Below are 26,696 nucleotides of genomic sequence, written 5' to 3'. Positions count from 1 at the left end.
CATCCAGCGACAGCCACGTCCAGCGACAGCCACGTCCAGCTTCAGCGCCCTCGGCTTTTGTTCAAATTATGATTGCTTTGGTTGGTACATTTTCTTAAACAATATTTGTTGGATGATAAGAAATGTTCCTCCAATTGTCCAGTATAAAGGTAAGGCAGCAGGAGCGCTAAAAGAAAAAAGGCCAATCATAACAGGAGATAATAATCCCATTATCGCCATTTGTTTTCTTTGCTTTTCATCCATACCAATTTGCGTTACTTTAAACTGAATAAAGTAAATGATGGCTGCAACTAGTGGCATAACTATGTCCGTTTGGCCCAAGTCGAACCATAAAAAAGAATGTGTGGCTATTTCAGGTGTTCTTCTAATTGCATAATAAAATCCAATAAGGATCGGAAACTGAATAATCATCGGTAAACAACCCATTGACGTAAGTGGATTAAATTGATGCCTTTGATAGAGTTGCATCATTTCTTGTTGCATCTTCTTTTGTGAATCGGCATCTTTCTTATCTTTATATCTTGCTTGCAGTTCTTCCATCTCTGGCTTGATTACTTGCATCTTTTCTCTCGCTTGAAAACTCTGCTTCGATTGCTTCATCATTAAGGGGAACAACAAAAGCCTAATTAATAACGTCACTACAATGATAGAGATTCCAAAATTCCCTCCAAAGAATGAGGCAACCTGTTTAATAATGATAGAAAAAGTATAGACGAAATAATGATTGAAGAAACCACTTGTCTCATTACTTATAGGGTCATTACTTGCTGCTTGGCATCCAGTCATTAGCAGTACCAGTAAAATAGATATTAAAATAAGGTTAGTTTTCTTGGTGAATACAAAGGTTTTAACCATGTTACTCCTCCTAGTTTGATTCTTGGTCGTCTAAGGAATAAGGAGAATTGGTTATCTGCATCATCATCTGGCGCATCCTTATGTTTCATCATTTTTGCAATCCATGCTTGATATATATTGATAACTTGGTCTAAATCGTTTTGTAGTGCATCAATAATGAGTAATGCAGTTTTTGATTTCAGCTGGATTGTCGAATTTTTATTCATGTTAAACTGTTTTGAATGATAAAAGCCGTACGCTGAAACAATAGTTATCATGTAAGTTAAGTAGATATAAAGTGGCGACCACTCTGTGCCTATCTCTGTAACAAGTTCAAAAACCAAAGTATTCACCTCCTTTTACTAAAAGTTAATAAAGTCTAAGTCAATCCCTTTTGTGGCAAAGACCGCCACGTCAGGGCTTGTCTTACGCTTGTCGGGGCTGCCCAAGGTGCTTTCGCTTTTCTTTCTGTCTAGCTCCAGCACCTAGCCCCTCGAGGTCGTAAGTCAATCCTCTCCATGGCAAAAAGCGCCATTATGAGGCTTGTCTTACGCTTGTCGGGGCTGCCCAAGGTGCTTTCGCTTTTCTTTCTGTCTTTATCTATAATAACATGAAAGTCAACGGGAGCTTTTGTGAGATTGAAAAATAATAAATGGAAATAAGTTAACCGTCTTATAAAGTGCCTGATAATTTATACGAGTAGAAGTAAATGAAAGATTCATATTTGACTAGATAAGAAAGTATCAACAGGTTATCCACATCAAAAAGGAGAAGGACATGGAAAACAAAACTATTAAAACATTATTTATTGGTGCTGGAAGAATGGCGCAAGCAATGATTAGCCAACTGGTTAAAGATACTCGTTTTGAAATTACTGTAACAAACAGTGGTAATCAGAAAAGGTTGACTGATGTAAAAGAGATATATGAAGTATCAGTAGCTACAGCCTGGACGGATGTTATTGAAGATTCAGACGTAGTTGTTTTGGCGATACCGCCAGATGCCCACCCGGCTATTTTGGGGGAAATAAGTCCTTTGATAAAAGGACAGCTCGTTATAACAGTAGCAGCTGGTATCAGACCTAGTTGGTTAGAGGAAAGGTTGCCTGACAAAACGGCTGTGGCATGGGTAATGCCAAACACAGCAGCAGAGGTGGGTCAATCTTCAACCCCAACAGCTGTTGGGAATTATGTCACACCTGCACAAAAAGAAGTACTAGAAGCCCTATTAAGCAATATCGGAACTTTTGAAATAGTCACAGAAGAACAAGTAAAAGCATTAACAGCAATAACAGGCAGTGCACCAGCGTTTGTCTATAAGATCGCACAAGCGCTAGTCGAAACAGGGCTCAAATCAGGTATAACCGTTTCACAAGCAAACCATTTAGTGGCACAAATGATACTAGGATCTGCATCGATGTTAAAAACAGGGAAATCACCCGAAGAATTAATCGACCAAGTTGCAACACCGGGAGGGTCGACGGCTGAAGGTTTGCGAGTGCTAGACGAAAATAATACCAAAGAAATAATAGCAACAGCTATTCAAGCTTGTAGAGACAAGGCGAATCAAAGTGATAATTAAAACAAAGGGTTCCGCTAAAAATAGCGGAACCTACTAAATTGTAACTTATTCTTCTTGTTTTGAATGATCAGAGACTGATAGATTGCTGTTAATCTTTGTTTCGCTCTTGGCTGCTACGTTATCAAGCATTCCTTTTAAATCTACACCCGATACATCTTTCAACGTCTCAGGTAACTGACTCATTAGCTTGGTAACATAATTGCTCATCCTAGTAGCACCATCACCGTTTCCATCTCCGTTATCAACGACTGTAACTTTATCAATAGAACTGATCGGTTCTGCGATTTTACCAGCAAATTCAGGAAGCATTTTGATAATCATTTCTAAAATTGCAGCTTCGCCATATTTCTCCATCGCATCTGCTAACTTTTCTTTTGCCTCTGCTTCGGCAAAACCTTTTTGACGAATAGCTTCTGCTTCCGCTTCCCCGTCTAAACGAATTTGAGCAGCTTCTGCTTCTGCTTGTTTTACGCGGGTAACCTTGTCTGCTTCTGCTTTTTGTTCAGCAGCGTAACGCTCTGCCTCAGCTCTTTTAGAGATTTCTGCTTCGTATTGTCTTTGTTTACGGATAACTTCTTTCTCATCAATTTCAATCTGCTTATTTTTCTCAACCAATTGAATTTGCATTTCTTCTTGTTTAACCTGTTGTTCTGACTTTGCCCCTTGCAACTTGTAGGCCATGTCAGCTTCTGCTTTTGCTGTATCTTGTTCACGCTTATAGGAGGCGACTTTTAATTCCTTCTCTTTTGTTGATTCAGCAATTTGTGTTTCACTTAGTAATTCTGCGCCTTTACTTTCACGTTCAGCCTGCGCTTTTTGAATCCGTGCATCACGCATCGCGTTAGCTTCAGCTATTTGTGCATCACGCTTTACTTCGGCAATTCGTGGTTTTCCAAGTGCTTCTAAGTATCCATTTTCATCTTGAACATCTTTGATCGTAAAGGAAACGATTTGCAAACCCATTTTCTTCAAGTCAACAGCAGCTTGCGTTTGGACCTCTTGCGCAAAGCGTTCTCTATTTTTATAAATTTCCTCAACAGTCATTGTACCGAGAATTGCACGTAAATGACCTTCTAAAACCTCTTGTGCTTCTTTTCTAAGCTCGGAGTTATCCTTACCTAAAAACTGTTCACCAGCGGTTGCAATTCCTTCGGTTGTACTTTGGACTTTAATAATTGCTGTACCATCTGCCATGACTGGTACACCGTTTTCAGTGTATACATTAGGGGTAGATATGTCTAAACTGTGGGAGCGTAGGCTTATTCTTTCTTCTTGTTGAAAGATTGGGATGATAAATGCACCGCCACCACGGACAATCTTTATACCTCCGCCGTCATCTGTTCGGTAAACATTTTTATTCCCAAGAAAACTTCCTGTTACAATCATTGCATCATCCGCTCCAACTGTTTTATATCGTGCAGCGAATAGAATGGCAAACGCGACAAACACTCCAACAATGACACCAATAACCACTAGAAAATCCATCCAATTCCTCCCTTATAAATTGGTTAATTCTGAAACGTATAAGATTTGATCTTTCACATCGACAACAACAACCTTCGTTCCTTGCTTAATCTCGATTGTATCAAAGCTTTTAGCCGTTTCATTCCTACTCCCGTTTGTTGATTCGATAAATACTTCTCCCATGCCAGCTGCTGGGATTGTCGTAATTACTTCCCCAATCTTCCCCTCAAGGTCGTTTATGGAGATAGATGTCGAAGATTCTGCGTTGGATAGTGGGATAACTAGTAAGTAATAAATGATGAAGTAAGCAAATCCACCAATTACCAAGCTAATCAGTAGTACATAAATCGGGTTCAGCTGCGTATATTTCGTTAACAGCACTCCCGCACCGCCGATCACCGATAAAGTGCCGAACAGTAATAATGGGTTTAGAAATTCACCCATGCTCTCAAAAACTCCATCAAGAAAATCTCCTAAGAAAATTGATACAATGGCAAAACCAAGGCTACCAAACAATAACCACCAATAGATTGTTAGCACTCCAATAACCTCACTCCCCCAGTTAGATATTTCAGATGAACTATTCTGTTGCTACACTAATATATACGATCGGAATGATGAAAAGTTCCCTAATTTCTGTAAAAATTAATTAAAGCATGTCCTAATTTAAAGAATAAGTGTGAAAATTGTCGTGATTTAGCGGTTAAATCGCAAAAGATCCCATGTGCGTTTAAGAGCAAAATTTGTTAAGGCTCGGTCATGTGAACTATGGAGAACGATGAATCAAGGGCTAACCGCATTTTTTTGCTATAAATGGATTGTGCACATCGAATTTCATAGAAATATTTCCAAATCTTGATCGAATTATAGTATTATTATAAGAGGATCATAACAATCTCTACTAGGAATGGTTGTTTTCTAAGTAGTAACATACTAATAAGGGTTGTGAAATAATGAATAGTATAATGGAAGAGATTTTATCTTGGGTAAAGGCACTTGCGATTGCCTTAATTATTGTTCTTGTTGTTAGGCAGTTTTTAGTAACTCCATCAATTGTACAAGGGAAGTCCATGGAGCCCAACCTTCATGACGGTGATCGAATTATATTAAGTAAAATAAGTAAAGTTAATCGGTTTGATGAGATAGCTTTTCGCGCTCCTGATGCGGATGAAAACTACGTGAAAAGGGTTATAGGGATGCCGGGAGATACGATTGAGATGAAGGATGATACGCTCTATATTAATGGTAAGGCTTATGAAGAGCCATATTTGGACAGTTTTAAAAACCAGCTTGAAGATGGGGAGCTTTTAACGAATAACTTTACATTAGAAGAAATAACAGGAGAGTCTGTTGTGCCTTCTGGTTACTATTTCGTCCTTGGTGATAATCGGTTTATTAGTAAAGACAGCCGGGTGTTTGGTTTCATTTCAGAGGAATCAATCATCGGCGATGTAAAAATGCGCATATGGCCATTGCAAAATTTCGGGATACCAAAATAATTGGAATGATTGAATACCTATGTAGATAAGTGTTTCTGCATAGGTATTTTTGTTCCAGTATACAGTATAAGAAAGTATAAAAAAATCCAAGCGTGGATACATCCAGCGACAGCCACGTCCAGATTCAGCGCCGCCTACCCCTCCCGAGTCGAATGCATTCCAGGGTTTTTTAGGGGATCCTAGATTCAGGATACCTTTTTGACTACCGATCGCCCCCCTGCCAGCGATCAAACGGTAGTAAAAAACGATATACACGCCCGAATGAGCCTGCCTTAGTCTTCCAAGGCGCGCCTTGCGCTTTTCTTATCAAAATTATGGATGTTATGATTTAGAGTGGATATAATTGTTGATATTATTGCATTTGTTTAGTGGGGTGATGTTGTGAAGACAATTTGTGTTTTTGCTGGATCTGGATTTGGGAATAAAAAAGCATACGGGGATAGAGCTGATGCTCTTGGACAACAAATTGCTAAGAAAGGATACCGGCTCGTTTATGGTGGTTCTAAAAGTGGCTTGATGGGAATGGTTGCCAATGCAGTACTGCGTGAAGGTGGCCAGGTGATTGGTGTAATGCCTAGCGGACTGTTTAGTGGAGAGAGTGTACATTCCAACTTAACAGAATTTATTGAAGTGAAAGATATGCATGAACGAAAGGCGAAAATGAGTGAATTGGCAGATAGCTATATCGCCCTACCTGGTGGACTAGGCACATTTGAGGAGCTGTTTGAAGTACTATGCTGGGCGCAAATTGGCATACATAACAAACCAATCGGCTTGTTGAATGTGGGCCAATACTATAATCCTTTACTTCAATTAATTCAATATAGTGTAGAAGAAGGGTTCACAAGTCAATCGCACGATCAAATTATTCAGTCATCAAGTAGTCCGGATAAACTTATCGACCTACTTGATCAATACCAACCACCATCGTTTAAAAAGAAATGGAAAGAGTAATGTACGTTATTCGTATCAAAGCGATTCTTAACCTGAGTAATGCTTCATGTTCTATTTTCGGGATTTACTCTGGTACACTGTTAATAAAAAGGAGGCTAATTCATGCGCTTAAAAGATAAAAAAGTAATAGCTCTTATTGAGGATGACTTTGAAGATTTGGAGCTTTGGTATCCGGTACTAAGGTTACGAGAAGAAGGTACAACGGTAGATTTAGTCGGGAAAGAAGCAAACAAGAAATATGTAGGGAAATACGGGGTTCCGGCAGAGTCTGACAAGGCATTTGTGGACGTGGATCCTAATGATTATGATGCTATTTTAGTTCCAGGTGGCTGGGCACCTGATAAGCTAAGACGTTATCCTGAGGTTCTTGCGTTTGTAAAACATATGGATGAGTACAATAAATTAATTGGACAAATCTGTCATGCCGGTTGGGTTCTGATTTCGGCAGACATTTTAAAAGGTAGAAAAGTAACGAGTACACCCGGGATTAAGGATGACATGACTAACGCAGGTGCTACTTGGGTCGATCAGGCTGTTGTAATAGATGGGCATCTTATCTCAAGTCGCAGGCCACCAGATTTACCTCCATACGTTAAGGCTTTTGCAGACAAATTAGCAGAGCAGTAAGGTAAGGATACGTTCATTCTGAAATAACTTTACTAACATGGATGGATTCATTTAATCGTAAATCTATCCATGTGTATGCTTTAGGCGAATTATTACAAGGAGTTGAGTTGAATGGCTGTTGTCATTTGGCTAATTATTATAGCTTGTTTCATCTTGAGTTTCGTTGGAATTATTTTTCCGATTATCCCTTCTCCGTTAGTGTTGTGGCTAGCATTTCTCGCTTACTTTTTCTTCTTGAACGAAGCAGAGTTGACACTCTTATTTTGGCTTGCGATGGTTGTTTTAACAATCATTCTCGTTGTCTCAGACATAATTGCCAATAGTTATTTTGTGAAAAAATACGGTGGTAGTAAATGGGGAGAACGAATGGCTGCAATTGGGGTAATCGTCGGTTCATTTGTAATCCCTCCATTTGGAATCATCGTCGTACCGTTTTTGGCGGTTTTGGTAACTGAACTCATGCAGAAGCGGTCAACGAGTGATTCGGTTAGGGCAGCAATTGGCTCTTTGTTTGGATTCCTCGGAGGTTCCTTTGCAAAGATAATAATCCAACTCGTCATGATTGTTTGGTTTTTTATGGTCGTTTTCTAACAATGGTCTGATAGTTGTCAGGTCATTTTTCACATCATAAAAAAGCACGAATTTAGGTTTGATTAAGGACTCAACAACCAGCTAGGCTAGAAAGCTGTTTGAATTTCTAGATAAACGATTGTTCGGAGTAAGAAATTACACCTGCTACCAAGCATTAATCTAGAAAATAAAAATAACATAGTATATACAAGCACTTATCTGTTATCTTAAAATAAGAAAGCACATAAAGAAGGTTATTTCTAGCGGAGAAAGGGAGATAGCATGACGAAAGCAAAGGTTGGTATTATTTTTGGTGGGAAATCTGCTGAGCATGAAGTTTCACTACAATCAGCAAAAAATATAGTGGATGCAATTGATAAGAATAAATATGACGTTGTGTTGCTTGGGATTGACAAAGAAGGTAGATGGCATATAAATGAACAATCCTCTTACTTATTAAATGAAGAAAATCCGAAATTAATCCAATTAAATAAATCGAACCATGGCGTTGCATTCATTCCGGGGGAAAGCTCAAAGCAATGGATTAGTTTGACTGATGGTGCTAGTTTAGATCAACTTGATGTCGTTTTCCCGATTGTACATGGAACGTTGGGGGAAGATGGAAGTCTCCAAGGCATGCTAAGGATTGCTAATCTTCCGTATGTCGGTACAGGTGTACTTGGCTCATCAGTAAGTATGGATAAGGATGTAGCTAAACGGCTGTTAAAGGAAGCTGGTATTAAGGTTGCTAAATCTGTTACTGTTACAAGACATAAGCTTAGCAGTGTTGACTTTACGGAAGTAAAAGAACGGCTAGGGTTACCGATGTTTATTAAGCCTGCAAATCAGGGTTCGTCGGTAGGAGTGAGCAAAATAAGAACAGAACAAGAGTTTTATCAAGGACTAAAAGCAGCATTTCAGTACGACAATAAAGTTTTGATTGAAGAAACCATTGTCGGCCGTGAAATAGAATGTGCTGTCCTTGGGAATGAGGAACCAATTGCTTCAATTCCTGGTGAAATTTTACCACAAACGGACTTTTATTCTTATGAATCTAAATATATAGATGAAAAGGGTGCGGACCTAGCGATTCCAGCTGAGTTGTCAGAAGAATTAACGAAAAAGGTCCAGCAAGCATCCGTCGAAGTGTTTCAGTCACTAAATTGTGAAGGCTTAGCTCGTGTTGACTTTTTCCTAGATGATAATGGTGACCTTGTTGTAAATGAAGTCAATACACTCCCTGGCTTTACACGAATTAGTATGTATCCAAAGCTTTGGGAAATTAGTGGAATTTCTTATCCAGAACTTATAAACAAGCTAATTGATTTAGCAATCGAGCGGCACCAGCGGGACCAAGCATTAAAAAGTGCTGTGTGGGATGATTGATAAGGCCGTAAGACTGTCTACCTAACAATACTTGGTAAGGATAAAGCAATAAAATCCACACATGCTAGGTCGTGAACAGGAGTAATTATCTGTTCATAAATTCCCACAAGGAGTGATTTCGTTTATGGCAAATAATAATAATAAATTGTTAGTGCCTGGTGCGGAAAATGCGATGAACAATATGAAGGAAGAAATCGCAAATGAATTTGGTGTCGAGCTTGGAGCAGATACTACTGCACGTGCAAACGGATCCGTGGGTGGCGAAATGGTGAAACGAATGATCCAGTTCGCTGAGCAAAATATGAAAAACCAAAATCAATAACTAAAAGAGGGCATTCGAATCCTCGAAAAAATAGCCTATCAATCGCATTGTGATTGGTAGGCTATTTTAATGATACCGAAGCTTAATTAAAAAGTTCTTGGGAAAATTCTTGCAAGATGATTTTTGAATTGTAACTTAACTAGGGTGTGATTGAAATGATAAATATAATATTGGTACTATACATAAAGATTTTATGCATCCTTGGGAAGTTATTTCTCTTTATGTTTGAGTTTGAAGTACATGTAGAAACCAAACATCACATAAAATGTGATTTTTTAAAAATAATTATGAAATTGATTCACAAAAATAAAAAAATATTTTCATAATCCACCTCTTTACTGCTTATTAATTGCTTTTATTAGTTGTAATTTATATAAAAATTAGCAAATGCAAGGTAATTCGACAGTTTTTTTAAAACCTTAAAACTCCCATTTGGTAAAAAGTAAATTTACAAATTCTTAATCTATTGATAGATTATAGTTGTGTTTCAACTAGAATGGCTTACTAATAATAAAAAGGAGATGTATTATGAAAAAATTATTAGCGAGTACCTTTGCATTATTACTACTTTTAGGAATGTTTTTTATGCTTGACGGGTCGCTTGTTGTTGATGCTTCAAAGGAAAACGCAAGAGAATTAGCGATTTAGGAATTATATCAAAAAAGAGCTTTAATTGTTGCTGAAGAGGAAATAGATTATAAAGCATTGAAAAAGGTAAATAAAGATTTAGAAAAACTAGGGGTTGAATTTCTTTCCAAAAAAGAAGTGAAAGAGAAATTCCCAAAATATAAAAATGAAAAGTATTTAAAAGAACATTTGGGTTTGGAAGCAACTTCATTAGTTACGCCGCTAATTGACCAACCATCAGATACTAATGATGTTGACTGGTCTACTTATAGATCTACAGTTTACCAGGATGGCGAAACCTATGATGTTCAGAGGTTGGTGGCACAACCAAATAGCTCTAATTCTGAACTATCAGAACATGGGTTCAGAACTATTCGTTCAACATATAATTGGAAAGCTGGTTATATGAATGTTTTATCAACAGGTGCTAAAACTGCTGCTGGTGAAATACCAGGTGCTGGAATTGCTTTAAGCGTTTATGATGCATTTAAAGGTATGATTACGGGAATTAGTAAAGAAACGACAATTACGGATGCAAACATAAACTATAGTTGGAATATAGCAACCACAGCTGTATTTAGTTACGTGAAATTGGCATCTCAATCAGATGACTACCAAGATTTATCCTATATTTCTACAAGACTAGATGGAAAGAACTTCTATACATTATTAACTTTTGAAGACGAAAATGGAGATTTTAAAGCTGGTGGTGAGCAAGGTCAGAGAGATGTATTTGTAGTACCATCAGGATATGATAGCGGATTTAATGCGGTTGACGCATACCTTTCTCCATATGCAAAATCAAGAGCAACTGTGACACGCTATGATATTGCTGGAATTGAGGGTAGTCACGTGTCATATGTTTATCTAGTTGATCCTAGCTTCCCTGCTCACGTGTATTAATTAAATTTACAGATTAACCTTTATCTATAAACAAACTTAAGGAGAGAAGGTATTCTATTACAAAACTATGAATACCTTCTTTTTATATGACCCGTTACTGTTGCTGCAGAATCTATTGTAAATATAATGCTTATCATTAATACAATTACTTGAAAGGAAATGGAATAATGAAAAATATATTATCTTTAACTTTATTACTTTTTATTATTTTCTTATCTGGGTGTAAGGACGATGAAGATTTAGTTGACACTTCTAGTCCATTATTAACGGCTTCTAAGATGAACTTTTTATCAGATGACTTATTTTATGCCGATTTTAAAAAACTATTTGTGGATTCAAGTGATGATGAATTTATTAAAAAAAAATACGAACTTGTTAGACAAATTAGCGATAGTAAAGATAGTACAATTTCGACATTAGCTTTAATTCAGTATGAAAACAATAAAACTTTATTATTACAATTGAAACATGATACTGATACTGATAAATATTTAATTCGCAATGTTATCGAATTGCCAGAAGAGATTGCCTCGTTTTTTGAAGAGGAATTATAATCTTCTTCGAACTCCTTATCCACATTCTGGCATGTCTATACTCATACAAAATTAAGCTGACATCTGAAGAACAGGACGCAGTTACAACATCAGAGGAACTAATCATTACTCCAGACTCCTATGAACCTATTGGTTTTCCGTGTGAAACATTTTGTGGATGGGAGATGATACATTACACTTCTGTTTTGGTAGTTTTTTCCTGGATAATAAACTATACCAAAAGTTGAGGTGTTTTTCTTTTATGCTGAACCTTTGTCAAGGAACATAAATAATTTGGTTGGACTGTGACTCAATGAGAAGGCTTTTTTACTCTGCGAAAGTTGAGTTGATAATTAAAAATCTCTCATTTTTTTTTACTAGTATCTTTCTTAAACGCTCGATAAATGAATAAACCGATTAGTAGTAAGAGTAAGATGATCGGGAGATTGCCGACGATAAAGACAGTTAAGCTTGAGGCTGCAATAAGTAAAAAGTTAATACTCTCCATGAATTGCTGTTTTGTTCTTTCCCATGTGTTTAAATCCTGATCATTGACTTTAGGAATGGTGACTCTTCTTTCGGATAAACGAATGGTCACTGTAGCTAAATCAGATCTATTTTGGAGATAATTCATTCTTCCTGTAATTTGTTCTATTTCCTGTTGTACAGTTGCTAGATCATCTGAAATGTTGAGTAGGTCTTCTGTTTTTTCTGCTTTTTCCATAAAAGAAAGTAGACGTGTTTCGACAACCTGTTTTGCTTTCAATCGTGCCTTTAGGTCAACAAATTCTTCTGTTACATCCTGACCAGTTACTGTGTTTTCGATAACTTTAGAACTGCCTTTTTCTACGGTTTCAAGAAAGGCGCGGAATTGTGCCTGTGGAATTCGAGCTTTTACCATTCCTTCCTTTGAATCCTCGGTTTCACCGCCATATGTTTGTGATTCAACAATATACCCACCAGCATTTTCAATCCTGCTTTGAATTGTGTTCACTGCTTCCTCATAGTTTTTTACTTCTACTCGTAAAGACGCATCGTAAATAATTTTTCTATCTGTTTTTACATTTGCGTTGCTAACTTCGCCTGTTGTTTCGCCTTGTTCTTCATTAGTATTCGCTTGCTCCTGACTAGCATCCTGATTCGATAATTCCGCTTCTTCCTTTGCCAATTCACCCTCATTCGAAGCGGTGTCCATTGCTTTCTGGCTTTGTTCATTGCTACTGCAAGCGCTTAGCAAAAAGAAACAGATGATTAATAGTAAACGTATTTTTCCTCGCATGTCACACATCCTTTTTATATCTTTTTAACTTAGACGACTATCACCTTCCTTTTGTTACAAAAGAAAAAAGGAGTTTTTGTATAAAAGATAGTTAACTATGTATAAATAATCACTTTTGTGAATTATAGATGGTAGCCTAATTTAGTGAAAACGATTAATAATTCCTGTTTGGGAGGAACGGTTTTTTAATCAATTGAATAACAAATTAGAGATTGCTTTTCATACTAGGAATGATATGGTTCTTGCGGAGGAGAGCCTGTTTCTTTGGACCCATTGTTTATGAAAACTGGAACAAATTAGAAGGGTAGAAAAAAACTTAAGAAATTTTTGAATAAATGGTTGAATTAATATACTAAATAGTGCATAATAATTCATACACAAACAATAAACAATCGAATGTTTAAATATAAATTGCTTAAGGGGAGAACATACCATGAATAAAGAAAAAATCGTTTTAGCATACTCTGGAGGCCTTGATACGTCCGTTGCAATTAAATGGTTACAAGATAAGTACAATTATGATGTTATTGCAGTTGGTCTTGATGTAGGTGAAGGTAAAGATTTAGAATTCGTAAAAAATAAAGCACTAGACGTAGGTGCGATTAAATCTTATTCAGTAGATGCAAAAGCATTATATGCTGAAGAGTACGTATTACCTGCATTAAAAGCAAATCTTCTATATGAAGGTACGTACCCATTAATTTCTGCATTGTCACGTCCATTAATTGCGAAAGTATTAGTGGATATTGCAGAAAAAGAAGGTGCTGTTGCTGTAGCGCACGGATGTACTGGTAAAGGGAATGACCAAGTGAGATTTGATGTCGCATTTACAGCTTTAAATCCTAACTTGAAAATCGTTGCTCCAGTCCGTGAATGGAAAATGACAAGAGATGAAGAGATTGAATATGCAAAACAAAATGGTATTCCAGTGCCAGTTGATTTAGATAATCCATATAGTGTTGACCAAAACCTGTGGGGACGTAGTAACGAATGTGGAATTTTAGAAGATCCATGGGCAGAAGCTCCAGAGGGTGCATTTGAGTTAACAACGAATCCGGTAGATGCTCCTAATGAGCCAGAAGTTGTTCACGTTGAATTCGAACAAGGGAAGCCTGTTGCGCTTAATGGAAAGAAGATGCCATTAGCTGAGCTTATTCTTGAATTAAATAGTATCGCAGGTAAACACGGTGTTGGACGTATTGACCATGTGGAAAACCGTTTAGTAGGTATTAAGTCTCGTGAAGTTTACGAGTGTCCAGCTGCGACTACATTAATTGCCGCACATAAGGAACTTGAGGCACTTACGTTACCTCGTGAAGTAGCGTCATTCAAACCGATGATTGAGCATAAATTAGCTGAAACAGTTTATAACGGCCTTTGGTTTACGCAGTTAACAGATGGTTTAAAGGCGTTCATCGAAACGACGCAAACGTATGTAACTGGAACAGTAAAGGTTAAGCTTTATAAAGGTCATGCCCATGTCCTTGGTCGTGAGTCTAAGCATTCTCTTTATGATTTAGATCTTGCAACGTATAACAAAGGAGATGCATTTGATCACGATGCCGCGCTTGGTTTTATCAAGCTTTGGGGATTACCAACACAAGTGCATTCATCGGTAAATAAAGTTCATGAAAATAAAGAAGCTGCTTCGATTGAAAAGGCAGTTGTTAGTGTAAAGGAAGCTGTAAAACAATGAAATTATGGGGCGGACGGTTCACTAAACCTACCAATGAATTAGTTGATGAATATACGGCTTCGATCCGTTTTGATCAAAAACTAGCAAAGTATGATATTCAGGGAAGTCTGGCCCATGTTGAGATGCTAGCAAAGTGTGGAATTATTCCTGAAAGTGACGCAAAGACAATTGCCAAAGGATTAAAGGTTGTCGGTCAAAAAATTCTTGCTGGTGAAGCGGAACTGACTGAGGCAAATGAAGACATTCATATGAACGTAGAAAAATTATTGATTGATGAAATAGGCCCTGTCGGTGGTAAATTACACACCGGCAGAAGCCGAAATGACCAGGTTGCGCTTGATATGCGTTTATATTTACGTGAAGCATTAGTAACGTTAAGTCAACAGCTAGTTGAGGTTCAACAAGCACTATTTACACAAGCAAAGGATAATCTAGATACTGTTTTACCAGGTTACACGCACCTGCAGCGGGCACAGCCAGTCTTGTTTGCACACCATATGATGGCATATGTATTCATGTTTCAGCGTGATGTGGAAAGACTAGCTGACAGCTTTAAACGGGTAAATCAATCACCATTAGGTGCAGGTGCATTAGCAGGTACGTCTTTCCCGATTGATCGCCACTTTGTTGCAGAAAAGCTAAATTTTGACGGGATTTGTGATAATAGTTTGGATGCAGTTAGTGACCGCGACTTTGTCATTGAATTTCTATCCAATGCATCTTTAGTTTCAGCACACTTATCTCGATTGTGTGAGGAGCTCGTCCAATGGTCTAGTGCCGAATTTAATTTTGTTGAGCTAGATGATGCGTTCTGTACTGGAAGCAGCATGATGCCGCAAAAGAAGAATCCAGATGTGGCTGAGCTTGTTCGTGGTAAGACAGGCCGGGTATATGGTCATTTGATCGGCATGCTAACTACGTTAAAAGGTCTACCACTAGCATATAACAAAGATATGCAAGAGGATAAAGAAGGTATGTTCGATACGGTTGAAACGTTAAAGGGTGCATTAGCCTTGTTTGCGCCAATGATTGAAACGATGGATGTAAAAAAAGAAAATATGTATCAAGCAGTAGCCAAAGATTACTCTAATGCAACAGACTTAGCTGATTACTTAGTCGGCAAAGACCTTCCATTCCGTGATGCTCATGCAGTTGTAGGTCAGGTTGTGTTGCATTGTATTAATGAAGGAAAGTTTTTATTGGATTTATCTTTGGAACAATTTCAAACGTTCTCGACTTTAATCGATAAGGACATTTATGATGTCTTGTCACCTAAAGCTGTAGTAAATGCACGAAATGTCGCTGGGGGAACAGCCAAAAATCGTGTAGAAGAGCAAATGACTAAAGCAGAAAAGCTTTTTGAAAATAACAGTGCATGGATAGAAGTGCATGCGAATAAAATTGAAGCATTTTCATTTGAAGATTAAGAAAGATACAACCAATGTAGGAACTAGGTCTCTGCCTCTACCGGGGGGCATAGTTCTTTCTTTGTAAAAATATATCTAAAAATTTAAAAAACTTTAAGGACAATTGGTAGGGGTCCTTAAAGTTATGATGGAATCCGATGTATAATTATAAGTTTATCAGTATAAATATAACGTCGTTTTGGGAGGGCATAGTATGACGGAACAAATAGGTTATCTCGTATTAAGTACTGGGGATGTTTTAGAAGGGAAATGGTTAGGTGCAGCTAGACAGGTAGAAGGAGAAATGGTTTTTAATACTGCAATGACAGGCTACCAAGAGGTAATGACTGACCCCTCTTATGCAGGGCAAATCGTTACGATGACCTATCCTTTAATCGGAAATTACGGAATTAATGATATAGATAATGAAAGCATCAAACCATTTTTAAAGGGTTTTGTTATCGCGAATCCATGTCACACTCCTGAACATTACCAATCCTCTAGTACCTTACTAGAAATGGTTGAAAAATACGAGATTCCAACATTATATGGGATCGACACAAGAGCACTTACCCGAATCATTCGTGATCATGGGGAAGTGTATGGAAAAATGACAACAAATGAAAGTGATCTTCCCAAAAATTGTGCGGTTGATTCAGATATAGTTAAACAAGTATCTGTTACGGAGATAAAACAATTTCATACAACAAAAACAACGGGTGACGAGATTCCACATATTGTGGTGATGGATTTTGGCTATAAGCATTCGATTGTTCACTCCTTATTGGATTTGGGTTGTAATGTAACGGTTGTGCCGTTTGATACAACGTTTGCCAAGATTCATGAGCTTGACCCGGACGGAATTCTGTTGACTAATGGACCAGGAAATCCGAAAGACTTAAGCTATTTAGCCGCAAATATCAAGGAAATTGCTGAATCGATTCCAACACTTGGTATTTGCTTAGGCCACCAGGTTGTTGCCCTCGCATTTGGAGCAACGACAAAGCGTCTGCCGTATGGACATCGCGGTAGTAATCACCCGGTTAAGGATTTATTAACTGGAAAAGTGTTAATTACCTCACAGAACCATGGCTATGTGGTAGATATCGACTCGGTAAATAAAGACGATTGGCAAGTATCTCATGTTAATGTTAACGATAAATCGGTGGAAGGATTAATTCACCGTAATAAGAATGTTATGACTGTACAATTCCATCCAGAAGCACATCCAGGACCGATTGATACACACAATATTTTTGTGAACTTCATCAGCCAGGTAAAAGCCAAGGGAGTGAAACAACATGCCTAAATTAGATCACATCCATAAAGTACTAGTTATCGGGTCCGGTCCAATTGTAATTGGGCAGGCAGCAGAATTTGATTATGCAGGAACACAAGCTTGTTTAGCCTTAAAGGAAGAAGGAATTGAAGTAATATTAGTAAACAATAATCCTGCAACGATTATGACGGATGAAAATATTGCAGATAAAGTTTATTTAGAGCCACTAACAAGTGAATCCATTACAAAAATTATTGAACAGGAACGACCAGATGGCTTACTTCCGACGTTAGGTGGTCAAACCGGTTTAAATTTAGCCATGCTTTTATCTAAACAAGGGGTATTAGATAAATTTGATGTAGAACTTCTAGGAACGCAGCTAGATACGATTCAAAAGGGAGAAGACCGTGAAATATTCAAGTCGTTGATGAAGACAATTGATGAACCGGTCGCAGAAAGTATTTCCACAAGTTCTGTTGATGAAGCGATTAAATTTGCCTCATCAGTTGGCTACCCTATCATTATCCGACCAGCATACACACTCGGTGGAGCTGGTGGAGGTATTGCTAACAATGAGCAAGAGCTTCGTGCCACTGTTAAAAATGGAATCTATCACAGTCCAATTAATCAAGTGTTAATTGAACAAAGTGTAAAAGGCTGGAAGGAAATTGAATATGAAGTAATGCGTGATGCTAACGACACATGTATTATCGTTTGTAACATGGAAAATTTTGATCCGGTTGGTGTCCATACCGGAGACAGTATTGTTGTTGCACCGTCCCAAACGCTAACAGACCGCCAGTATCAAATGCTCAGGACGTCTTCTTGTAAGGTTATTCGTGAGTTAGGCGTTATTGGTGGATGTAATATCCAGTTTGCGTTGAATCCGGAAAATGACGACTATATTATCATTGAAGTAAATCCACGTGTTAGTCGCTCAAGTGCCCTAGCTTCTAAAGCAACAGGTTATCCTATTGCAAGAATTGCCGCAAAACTTGCGCTTGGCTACCAATTGGATGAGGTTCTTAACCCGATTACTGGGGATACGTATGCAAGCTTTGAGCCAGCAATTGATTATATTGCAGTCAAAATTCCGCGTTGGCCTTTTGATAAGTTTGCCCAAGCAGACCGTTCACTTGGAACACAAATGAAGGCAACCGGAGAAGTAATGGCGCTTGCACGTAATTTCCCAGCAGCATTAAATAAAGCAATTCGCTCGCTTGAAATCGGACTAGACTATTTGGACTTGCCTATTTTACAGGAGTGGAGCAATGATCAAATAAATACTGGACTAGATAAACCAACCGATGAAAGACTATTTGTGGTTGGGGAGGCATTCCGCAGAGGATATACAATTGACGATATTCACGAAATCACTGAAATTAACAAGTACTTTTTAAATGAAGTAGCATTCATCATTGAGATGGAAAAAGCATTGAAACAAAAAGGCTGGAACGCACTTGAGAAGGCTGATTTAAAACAAGCGAAGACGTATGGTTTTACCGACAAAACATTGGCCAAGTTTTTTGGTGTTACTGTTGAAGCTGTTAGAGCAAAAGTGAAAGAGGAAGGCATTCATCCTTCTTATAAAATGGTAGATACGTGTGCTGCTGAATTCTCTGCCGACACACCATACTTTTACGGAACCTGGAATGAACGAGACGAGGTAGAAGCATTGCCACCGAATAGACGGATGGTTGTCCTTGGTTCTGGTCCGATTCGAATCGGTCAAGGGGTTGAATTTGATTATTGTTCTGTTCATGCTGCGATGTCACTGAGAGAACAAGGGATTGATGCCATTGTCGTAAACAACAACCCGGAAACAGTTAGTACTGATTTCAATACAGCTGACCACCTTTATTTTGAACCATTAACAGAAGAAGACGTACTTCATGTCGTTGAAAAGGAAAAGGCTGATGGTGTTCTTGTTCAATTTGGTGGCCAAACGGCTATTAATCTAGCTGAAGGTCTTGAAAAAGCTGGTGTTACAATAACCGGTACAGAACTTGCTGCAATTGATGCGGTGGAGGACCGTGAGCAATTTTATCAATTATTACAATCACTTTCGATTCCTCATATTCCTGGTGAGACAGTGATGGACACGAAAGATGCAAAAGCAGCTGCATCGACGATCGGCTACCCAGTTTTGATTCGTCCTTCGTTTGTTATCGGTGGTAGAGGAATGGTTATTGTTCGAAATGAAAATCAGTTAACAACCTACCTTGATAATTTAGAAAAGACTTCGACGGAATCAAGAATTTTCCCATTATTAGTTGATCGATACGTAGCAGGCTATGAAGTCGAAGTTGACGTAGTTTGTGATGGGGCAGATATATTAATTCCAGGAATTTTCCAACACGTGGAGCGTGCGGGGGTTCACTCCGGAGATAGTACGGCTATCTTTCCTGCACCAGATTTGACAGAGGAACACAAACAGGTGATTGAAGCCTATGCACAGCAAATTTCAAACAAACTAAATGTGAAAGGAATCATGAACATTCAGTTTGTTATTAGTGAAGATAAGCAGACGGTTTACGTACTAGAAGTAAATCCAAGGGCATCAAGAACGGTTCCAATCGCTAGTAAAGTGACTGGTGTACCGATGGTTGATTTGGCAACACGTATTCAAATGGGTGAAGCACTTAAGGACCAAGAATGGAACTTAGGTCTGCATAAAGAAGTGCCATATTTTGCTGTTAAACTTCCAGTATTCTCAACGATTAAACTACCAGGTGTCGATCCGTTACTTGGACCAGAAATGAAGTCGACAGGAGAAGCTATTGGACTTGGTAAAACGGTTGAGGCTGCAATGGCTAAAGCATTTAATTGGAAGGAAAACGCCCTGAAGCCATTCACCAATGAAGATACCATTTATTTATCACTAGCAAACGCAGACTTAGAGAAAAAAGAGGAACTTATAAAAAATCTCATTAATCTTCAAGCAACTGTTACGGCGGATGAGGAAACAGCGAAATTATTAGAAGCAAATGGGGTAAATGTCGACGACGTGATGACCGAAACAGAAGCTAAAGACGTTTGTTTAAACGATGGCTTTGAGCTTATCTGTAGTACAAAGCAAAGTGGCGACCATGATGAGCATGTAGAGTTACGTGAAAGTGCGCTTAAATCGGATACCAATTGTTTATCATCAATTGAAACGTTACATTATTTCTTAATCGCTGCAAAGGAAAAGCAAGGAGAAATGCTTCCAATTCACCAATACCGAGAAGGTGAAAATGCCATCAATAAGAAGGAGCGTGTATTACGATGAGCATAAGTACCGAACCTGTTACAATCGAAAAGCAACTAAAGGGTCGAGACTTATTAACACTTGCAGATTATACAAGTGAAGAAATTCAATTTATCTTAGATTTAGCCATCAACCAAAAGAATGATCGTAGTAATGGCATTATCGACCAGCCATTAAAGGGTAAGACATTAGGGATGATTTTTGAAAAATCGTCGACTCGTACACGCGTTTCGTTTGAAGCAGGTATTTACCAACTCGGTGGAACAGGGTTGTTTTTAAGTTCGAAGGATATCCAGCTTGGTCGCGGAGAACCTATTTCTGATACTGCTAAAGTATTGTCAGGTTATCTTGACGGTATTATGATTCGAACCTTTTCACAACAGATTGTAGAAGAACTGGCTGAAAATGCTAGTATTCCGGTAATTAATGGCTTAACAGATGTATATCATCCTTGCCAAGTACTTGCAGACCTACAAACTGTTCTTGAGTCAAAGGGGAAGCTCGCTGGATTAAAAATTGCTTATATTGGCGATGGAAACAACATGGCGAATTCGTTAATGATTGGTGCAGCAAAGATGGGCATGGATGTAAGTATTGCAGCTCCTGAAGGCTATCAACCAAGTCTTGACGTAACACAAAAGGCAAATGCTATTGCACAGGACAGTAAGGTTGTGATAACAGATGACCCTGCCGAAGCGGTAAAGGGTGCAGATGTCATTTATACAGATGTATGGGCTAGTATGGGGCAAGAAAGTGAGCAAGCAAAACGTGAAGTTGCGTTTAAAGGCTATCAAGTAAACCGAGCATTGTTAGACAAGGCTAATCCTGAAGCGCTATTCATGCATTGTTTACCAGCACACCGCGGGGAAGAGGTTACAGCTGAAGTCATTGATGGAAATCAATCTGTTGTCTTCAGTCAGGCAGAAAATCGACTCCACGCACAAAAGGCATTAATGACTGCATTAATGGGTTAACAATAAATTAGAGGGGCAAACCCGAGTGTGGGTTTGTCCTCAAAGCTTGTAGAGAAACGCTAGTTTTTCTACAAGCTTTTTTTTAATAGATTATAGAGCTGTCTAGCTTCGGGCGCGCCTCCGCACTTTTCTTAAAAAGATAAGAAAGCATAAAAAGATCCAAGAGCTATCAGTGCAGGGCACACTTAGCCCTCCCGAGTCTAGATCAATACTTTACATGGGAAATACCGCCATTCCGCGGCTTGTCTTACGATTTCTATGGGTGGGTAAGTGCATTCCTGGGTTTTGTAGGGATCTTAGATTCAGGATACCTTTTTGTCCCTTTTTGACTACCGACCTACCCCTGCTAGCAATCAAACGGTAGTCAAAGAACGATATTAACGCCCGGTCGAGTCCTTACAGCGATCAAACGGTAGTCAAAGAACGATATTAACGCCCGGTCGAGCCCTGTTAGCGGTCAAACGGTAGTCAAAGGACGATAATAACGCCCGGTCGAGCCCTTCCAGCGGTCAAACGGTAGTCAAAGAACGATATTAACGCCCGGTCGAGCCCTTCCAGCGGTCAAACGGTAGTCAAAGGACGATATTAACGCCCGACCTACCCCTGTTATCGGTCAAACGGTAGTCAAAGAACGATATTAACGCCCGGTCGAGCCCTGTTAGCGTCCAAACGGTAGTCAAAGCGCGCAAATGACGCCCGATCGAGCCCTGTTAGCGTCCAAACGGTAGTCAAAGCGCGCAAATGACGCCCGACCTACCCCTGCTAGCGTCCAAACTGTAGTCAAAGCCCGCTAATAACGCCCGAACGAGCCCTGTTATCGGTCAAACGGTAGTCAATTATGCTCCACTTAGTGGCCTGCCATAGTCTCCCAAGGCGCCCTGCGCTTTTCTTAATAGGCACGTGTGATAGATCTGATTCATAAATTATAAGTAAGAGCAGTTGCTGTGATGCTCGTCCAACTGCTATAATTTAATTTGGTTTCTTTTACTTAATATTTTATAATCAATGTCCGTTCTTGGGCTAGAGATAAAGGAATGATTTAAATGGGTAAATACCATCATGTATACGAAAAACTGCTTTCCATTACATCCGAGCAAAATGTGATGGTAGATGAACATTTAAAGAAACATATGTACACCCGTCTTGGCGGAAAGGCCGACTTTTTTGTAACACCTTCTTCACTAGATGAGGTACAACAGATTGTTAAACTTGCAAAACAAGAGGATATCCCATTTACACTACTAGGAAATGGTTCTAATTTAATTATACGCGATGGTGGTATTCGCGGAATTGTTCTTAGTCCAAAACGCTTTACAGCAATTAACCGAGAAGGTAACAGTATTGTTGCGGAAGCTGGAGCAAGAATTATTGACGCGTCTAGAAAAGCACTCGATGAGGAGCTTTCAGGTCTTGAATTTGCCTGTGGTATCCCTGGTACCGTTGGAGGAGCACTGTACATGAATGCAGGTGCTTATGGAGGCGAAGTCAAAGATGTCTTAAGAGATGCGGTGGTTGTTAACCGAGATGGGGATGTTTTAAAAGTAACTGCAGACCAATTGGATTTATCCTATCGCTCTAGTAATATACCTGAAAAGGGCTATATTGTGCTACAAGCAACCTTTGATTTAAAGCCGGGTAATTACGATGAAATCAAAGCAATGATGGATGACTTGACCTATAAAAGAGAATCCAAGCAGCCCCTTGAATACCCGTCGTGTGGGAGTGTATTCAAACGCCCGCCAGGTTACTTTGCTGGTAAATTAATCCAAGATAGCCAACTGCAAGGAAAAGGGGTAGGTGGAGCTGAAGTATCAACGAAGCATGCAGGATTTATCGTTAATAAAGACAATGCTACATCGACTGATTATATAAAAGTAATCGAGATGGTCCAAGAAACAGTAAAAGAAAAATTTGGTGTTGAACTAGAGCGAGAAGTAAAAATTCTAGGCGAAGATAACTAGCCACACAGAAGACAAAGGCAAGTGTGAAACTAACATGGTTTATACTTGTCTTTTGCCAATAAGTCCCAGGGAGTAGTGAAGGATGAGTGGTTTAATAAGCGGAATTCTGTATTTATTTGTTTTATTTGGATTAGCAAGTGTTTTGTTTTACACCCTTGTCTCGATATGGGGCACGAATGAACCGGTACTTGCTTACTTGCTCTCGGTTATATCGGTCCACCTCGTCTTGCATGCTTTTGGCGAAATAGGGAAAAAATAAAAGCAAATTATCTGCATAGATATAATTAATATGTTAGACTAGTTACAATCGAATAGGTATTCCTTTGGGGCAGGGTGAGAATCCCGACCGGCGGTGATGAGTATGATTACTCTTAGTCCGTGACCCGGAACACGTATGTGTGAAGGTGGATTTGGTGAAATTCCAAAGCCGACAGTTAAAGTCTGGATGGGAAAGGGAATAGAAGTGGACTACATAAACGTAATTTTTTGTGTTTATTTCTATATGAAAAAAACAGCCCCGGTTTCATTTCCGGGGTTTTCTTTCGCTTTTAAAAACTCCTTACCTAATCAAGTAGGAAAGGATATGGTAGTGATGACAGATAAAGAATATATGGACTTTGCATTGTCTCTTGCTGAAAAAACGATAGGTCAGACTAGTCCGAACCCATCTGTTGGAGCTGTTGTTGTCAAGGATGGCCGTATTTTAGGGATTGGAAGCCATCTTAAAGCAGGGGAAGCACATGCAGAAGTTCATGCACTCGCTCAAGCAGGGGAAGAAGCTGAAGGTGCTGACATTTATGTAACACTAGAACCTTGTTCACACCATGGAAAAACACCTCCCTGTGCCGATTTAATCATTAAGCACAAATTAAAAAAAGTCATTATAGCATGCTTAGATCCCAATCCGGTTGTGGCTGGAAACGGGGTAGAGAAGTTAAGGCAAGCTGGTATTGATGTTGAGATAGGAGTTAGGGAAGCGAGAGCATTAGAATTAAACCGAAAATTCTTCCACTATATTCACTCAAAGCGGCCGTATGTCACGCTTAAAGCAGCTGTCACCTTGGACGGAAAGACGGCAACATCTACTGGTGATAGTAAATGGATTACATCTGACCAAGCAAGGGTAGATGTGCACCAACAGCGGGCGATTCATGACGCAATATTAGTTGGTGTTGAAACGGTCATAAAGGATAACCCACATTTAACCACCAGGCTGCCCCAAGGTGGAAAAAATCCCATTCGAGTTATTTTAGACACACAGTTAAGGATTCAAAAAGAGGCAAATGTCTTAAAAGATGGCCACCCTACCTGGATATTCTGTAGTGAAAATGCGGATGGAACACAGATAAAAGAGAAATATCCCAACCTGACCATCTTTCAACTGCCTGGCAATTACTTAAATATTAATGATGTATTAGACATATTGGGTGAAAAGAGTATTCAGTCACTCTATGTAGAAGGCGGTAGTAAAGTCCATCAATCTTTTATCCAGCAACAACTAGTTAATGAATGTCACTGGTACATCGCACCAAAGATTCTTGGTGGAACGGATGCCATTTCGGTTGTTGGAGGTAGTTCACCGCTACTGATGAAAGATGCTACCTCGTTAGATATTGTATCAACCGAGATGCTTGGTCCAGATATTAAGATTATAGCTCGTCCTAGAAAGGTGGAAGAGTAGATGTTTACAGGTATTGTTGAAGAAAAAGGGAAAGTTAAGAGTATTATTCGAAATCAAAGTTCGCTACGACTTACCATTCAAACAAATAAGATAACTGAAGATGTCCATATTGGAGATAGTATTTCTGTAAATGGTGTTTGTTTAACAGTTACTACCTTTGAAGCCAATCAATTTTCCGTAGACGTTATTCCAGAAACATATCGTGGTTCGTCTTTAAAGACATTACAAATTGGTTCTTCCGTTAATTTAGAAAGAGCAATGCAAGCTCAAAGCAGGTTCGGTGGCCATTTTGTCTCAGGACATGTTGATGCAGTTGGTATGATTAAGTCGATGGCAACAGAAAATAATGCATTATACATTGATATTGAAATACCTGAGGATGGTTTAAAGTATATCGCTTTAAAAGGCTCTATTTCAGTTGATGGAACTTCCTTGACTGTATTTGGGGTTAAAGAGAAAAGCTTTGTTATATCACTTATCCCTGAAACACAGCGTGCTACCATCCTTGGTGAAAAAGAAGTGGGTGACATGGTAAATGTCGAATATGACATGTTGGCTAAATATATGGATCGCTTATTAGCTACAAAAGAAGATAGTAAAAACAAGCAAAGTAGTATCACGACAGAGAAATTAGAGAGCTATGGCTTCTTAGATTAGGAGGGTTAGGGTCATGTTTCAGACAATCGAGCAAGCATTAGAAGATCTTAAAGCAGGTAGAATTATCATTGCTGTTGATGATGAAGGTAGGGAAAATGAAGGTGACTTTATTTTACTTGCCGAACATGCCACACCGGAATCGATTAATTATTTGGCTTCTAAAGGTAAGGGATTAATTTGCACACCTATGTCCGCTCAGGTTGCAAAGAAATTCCAACTAAACGATATGGTCCAAACAAATACAGATTCACACGGCACGGCATTTACAGTAAGTGTAGACCATAAGTTAACAACTACAGGGATAAGTGCATATGAGCGAGCCTTGACGATTCAAAAGTTTTTAGACCCTGAAACAACTGCACTTGATTTCAAACGGCCTGGTCATGTTTTTCCATTAGTTGCAAAAAATGGTGGAGTAATCGAACGGCCAGGGCATACAGAGGCTGCCGTCGATCTTGCACGGTTAGCGGGTGCAGAGCCGGTTGGGGTAATCTGTGAAATTATGAATGATGATGGAACAATGGCGCGAGTTCCTGAGTTAATCAAAATGGCAGAACAAGAAGGATTATCATTAATTTCAATTAAGGATTTAATTGCTTATCGAAAAAAACACGATCAATTGATTGAAAAAGAAGTCGAAATAAAGCTACCAACGGAGTATGGTGACTTTAACCTAGTTGCCTATACTGAAAAAATCTCTGGCAAAGAGCATCTTGCTTTGTATAAGGGTGAATTTAATCAAGATGACCCCGTTCTCGTTCGCATCCATTCTGAATGTTTAACTGGTGATGTGTTAGGGTCACATCGTTGTGATTGTGGTCCGCAATTAGAAAAAGCATTACATCAAATTGAGCAAGAAGGTAAAGGTGTTCTTGTTTATATGAGGCAAGAAGGACGAGGGATTGGTCTATTAAATAAACTTCGTGCCTATAAACTGCAAGAGCAAGGGTTTGATACGGTGGAAGCAAATCATCAGCTAGGCTTTCCCGATGATATGCGCGACTATGCGATTAGTGCTCAGATTCTTAAGGACTTAGGTGTGAAAAAAATAAAGTTATTAACAAACAACCCGCGCAAAATAACTGGGATAAGTGATTATGGATTAGAGGTTGTCGAACGCGAAGCAATCGAAATACCTGCAAACAAGGACAATGAAAATTATCTTAAAACAAAAGTAAAAAAATTAGACCATATTTTAAAATTATAGGGGGAA

24 protein-coding genes and 1 riboswitch are annotated in these 26,696 nt (G+C 38.8%); of the genes, 19 read left to right on the top strand and 5 right to left on the bottom strand.

Annotated features, from left to right (window positions below; all coding sequences use genetic code 11):
* Positions 1 to 66: 66 nt before the first annotated feature.
* On the bottom strand, positions 67 to 855 hold the full coding sequence (gene yidC / locus NC799_RS09180; protein ID WP_272446154.1) for a membrane protein insertase YidC: 789 nt from the start codon (positions 853 to 855) through the stop codon (positions 67 to 69).
* Positions 810 to 1,178, bottom strand: coding sequence for a hypothetical protein (locus NC799_RS09175; RefSeq protein ID WP_272446153.1), 369 nt, complete (start codon positions 1,176 to 1,178; stop codon positions 810 to 812). Before NC799_RS09175 ends, yidC begins: the two co-directional genes overlap by 46 nt.
* Before the next feature lie 433 nt (positions 1,179 to 1,611).
* On the opposite strand from NC799_RS09175, the gene proC reads away from it, so the two are divergent.
* On the top strand, positions 1,612 to 2,415 hold the full coding sequence (gene proC, locus NC799_RS09170) for a pyrroline-5-carboxylate reductase (protein WP_272446152.1): 804 nt from the start codon (positions 1,612 to 1,614) through the stop codon (positions 2,413 to 2,415).
* 45 nt (positions 2,416 to 2,460) lie between these two features.
* On the opposite strand, the gene NC799_RS09165 is transcribed toward proC, so the two are convergent.
* Both NC799_RS09165 and NC799_RS09160 read right to left on the bottom strand, forming a co-directional pair.
* Positions 2,461 to 3,900 carry a flotillin family protein gene (locus NC799_RS09165; RefSeq protein ID WP_272446151.1) on the bottom strand — a complete coding sequence of 480 codons (1,440 nt, stop codon included), beginning with the start codon at positions 3,898 to 3,900 and terminating at the stop codon, positions 2,461 to 2,463.
* A 12-nt stretch (positions 3,901 to 3,912) separates the two neighbouring features.
* Complete coding sequence (locus tag NC799_RS09160) at positions 3,913 to 4,419, bottom strand: NfeD family membrane protein (RefSeq protein ID WP_272446150.1); 507 nt, start codon at positions 4,417 to 4,419, stop codon at positions 3,913 to 3,915.
* Between the two features lie 410 nt (positions 4,420 to 4,829).
* Between NC799_RS09160 and lepB the strand changes: the two genes are divergently transcribed.
* The 8 genes from lepB (at position 4,830) to NC799_RS09120 (ending at position 11,321) form a co-directional block, all read left to right on the top strand.
* A complete protein-coding gene (gene lepB / locus NC799_RS09155; RefSeq protein ID WP_272446243.1) occupies positions 4,830 to 5,378 on the top strand; it encodes a signal peptidase I in 549 nt (182 codons plus the stop codon).
* Positions 5,379 to 5,759: 381 nt separating this feature from the next.
* A complete protein-coding gene (locus NC799_RS09150; protein WP_272446149.1) occupies positions 5,760 to 6,332 on the top strand; it encodes an LOG family protein in 573 nt (190 codons plus the stop codon).
* Positions 6,333 to 6,434: 102 nt separating this feature from the next.
* Complete coding sequence (locus NC799_RS09145) at positions 6,435 to 6,959, top strand: type 1 glutamine amidotransferase domain-containing protein (RefSeq protein ID WP_272446148.1); 525 nt, start codon at positions 6,435 to 6,437, stop codon at positions 6,957 to 6,959.
* A 111-nt stretch (positions 6,960 to 7,070) separates the two neighbouring features.
* On the top strand, positions 7,071 to 7,550 hold the full coding sequence (locus tag NC799_RS09140; protein ID WP_272446147.1) for a DUF456 domain-containing protein: 480 nt from the start codon (positions 7,071 to 7,073) through the stop codon (positions 7,548 to 7,550).
* Between the two features lie 261 nt (positions 7,551 to 7,811).
* On the top strand, positions 7,812 to 8,915 hold the full coding sequence (gene ddlA / locus NC799_RS09135) for a D-alanine--D-alanine ligase (protein WP_272446146.1): 1,104 nt from the start codon (positions 7,812 to 7,814) through the stop codon (positions 8,913 to 8,915).
* A 124-nt stretch (positions 8,916 to 9,039) separates the two neighbouring features.
* Positions 9,040 to 9,237, top strand: a complete 198-nt coding sequence (locus tag NC799_RS09130) for an alpha/beta-type small acid-soluble spore protein (protein ID WP_272446145.1) — start codon at positions 9,040 to 9,042, stop codon at positions 9,235 to 9,237.
* A gap of 705 nt (positions 9,238 to 9,942) precedes the next feature.
* Positions 9,943 to 10,767 carry a hypothetical protein gene (locus NC799_RS09125; protein ID WP_272446144.1) on the top strand — a complete coding sequence of 275 codons (825 nt, stop codon included), beginning with the start codon at positions 9,943 to 9,945 and terminating at the stop codon, positions 10,765 to 10,767.
* A 167-nt stretch (positions 10,768 to 10,934) separates the two neighbouring features.
* Positions 10,935 to 11,321 (top strand): hypothetical protein, encoded by a 387-nt coding sequence (locus NC799_RS09120; RefSeq protein ID WP_272446143.1) that lies wholly within the window; start codon positions 10,935 to 10,937, stop codon positions 11,319 to 11,321.
* Positions 11,322 to 11,664: 343 nt separating this feature from the next.
* Here the strand turns inward: NC799_RS09120 and NC799_RS09115 are convergent, their stop codons facing one another.
* The gene (locus NC799_RS09115; RefSeq protein ID WP_272446142.1) at positions 11,665 to 12,579 is read right to left on the bottom strand and encodes a DUF4349 domain-containing protein; all 915 of its coding nucleotides are present in this window, start codon (positions 12,577 to 12,579) and stop codon (positions 11,665 to 11,667) included.
* 433 nt (positions 12,580 to 13,012) lie between these two features.
* Here NC799_RS09115 and NC799_RS09110 point away from each other — a divergent pair, with 433 nt between their 5' ends.
* The 10 genes from NC799_RS09110 to NC799_RS09065 all read left to right on the top strand — a co-directional run bounded on the left by NC799_RS09110 (position 13,013) and on the right by NC799_RS09065 (position 26,690).
* Complete coding sequence (locus NC799_RS09110) at positions 13,013 to 14,275, top strand: argininosuccinate synthase (protein ID WP_272446141.1); 1,263 nt, start codon at positions 13,013 to 13,015, stop codon at positions 14,273 to 14,275.
* On the top strand, positions 14,272 to 15,702 hold the full coding sequence (gene argH / locus NC799_RS09105) for an argininosuccinate lyase (protein ID WP_272446140.1): 1,431 nt from the start codon (positions 14,272 to 14,274) through the stop codon (positions 15,700 to 15,702). Before NC799_RS09110 ends, argH begins: the two co-directional genes overlap by 4 nt.
* 193 nt (positions 15,703 to 15,895) lie before the next feature.
* Positions 15,896 to 16,990, top strand: a complete 1,095-nt coding sequence (locus NC799_RS09100) for a carbamoyl phosphate synthase small subunit (RefSeq protein ID WP_272446138.1) — start codon at positions 15,896 to 15,898, stop codon at positions 16,988 to 16,990.
* On the top strand, positions 16,983 to 20,231 hold the full coding sequence (gene carB, locus NC799_RS09095) for a carbamoyl-phosphate synthase (glutamine-hydrolyzing) large subunit (protein ID WP_272446137.1): 3,249 nt from the start codon (positions 16,983 to 16,985) through the stop codon (positions 20,229 to 20,231). Before NC799_RS09100 ends, carB begins: the two co-directional genes overlap by 8 nt.
* Positions 20,228 to 21,184 (top strand): ornithine carbamoyltransferase, encoded by a 957-nt coding sequence (gene argF / locus NC799_RS09090; protein ID WP_272446136.1) that lies wholly within the window; start codon positions 20,228 to 20,230, stop codon positions 21,182 to 21,184. Before carB ends, argF begins: the two co-directional genes overlap by 4 nt.
* Positions 21,185 to 22,227: 1,043 nt before the next feature.
* Positions 22,228 to 23,145: a UDP-N-acetylmuramate dehydrogenase gene (gene murB / locus NC799_RS09085; RefSeq protein WP_272446135.1), complete on the top strand. Its 918-nt coding sequence runs from the start codon at positions 22,228 to 22,230 to the stop codon at positions 23,143 to 23,145.
* An 82-nt stretch (positions 23,146 to 23,227) separates the two neighbouring features.
* Complete coding sequence (locus NC799_RS09080; protein WP_272446134.1) at positions 23,228 to 23,404, top strand: hypothetical protein; 177 nt, start codon at positions 23,228 to 23,230, stop codon at positions 23,402 to 23,404.
* Positions 23,405 to 23,460: 56 nt separating this feature from the next.
* Positions 23,461 to 23,606, top strand: a riboswitch (FMN riboswitch).
* Positions 23,607 to 23,737: 131 nt separating this feature from the next.
* On the top strand, positions 23,738 to 24,826 hold the full coding sequence (gene ribD, locus NC799_RS09075) for a bifunctional diaminohydroxyphosphoribosylaminopyrimidine deaminase/5-amino-6-(5-phosphoribosylamino)uracil reductase RibD (protein ID WP_272446242.1): 1,089 nt from the start codon (positions 23,738 to 23,740) through the stop codon (positions 24,824 to 24,826).
* Entirely contained in the window at positions 24,827 to 25,483 is a 657-nt protein-coding gene (gene ribE / locus NC799_RS09070) for a riboflavin synthase (RefSeq protein ID WP_272446133.1), read from the top strand. It abuts the gene before it with no gap.
* Between the two features lie 13 nt (positions 25,484 to 25,496).
* Positions 25,497 to 26,690, top strand: coding sequence for a bifunctional 3,4-dihydroxy-2-butanone-4-phosphate synthase/GTP cyclohydrolase II (locus NC799_RS09065; RefSeq protein ID WP_272446132.1), 1,194 nt, complete (start codon positions 25,497 to 25,499; stop codon positions 26,688 to 26,690).
* Positions 26,691 to 26,696 lie beyond the last annotated feature (6 nt).

This window comes from Aquibacillus salsiterrae (assembly GCF_028416595.1).
GTDB classification, from domain to species: domain Bacteria; phylum Bacillota; class Bacilli; order Bacillales; family Amphibacillaceae; genus Aquibacillus_A; species Aquibacillus_A salsiterrae.
This window is presented reverse-complemented; position numbering and strand designations above follow the sequence as displayed.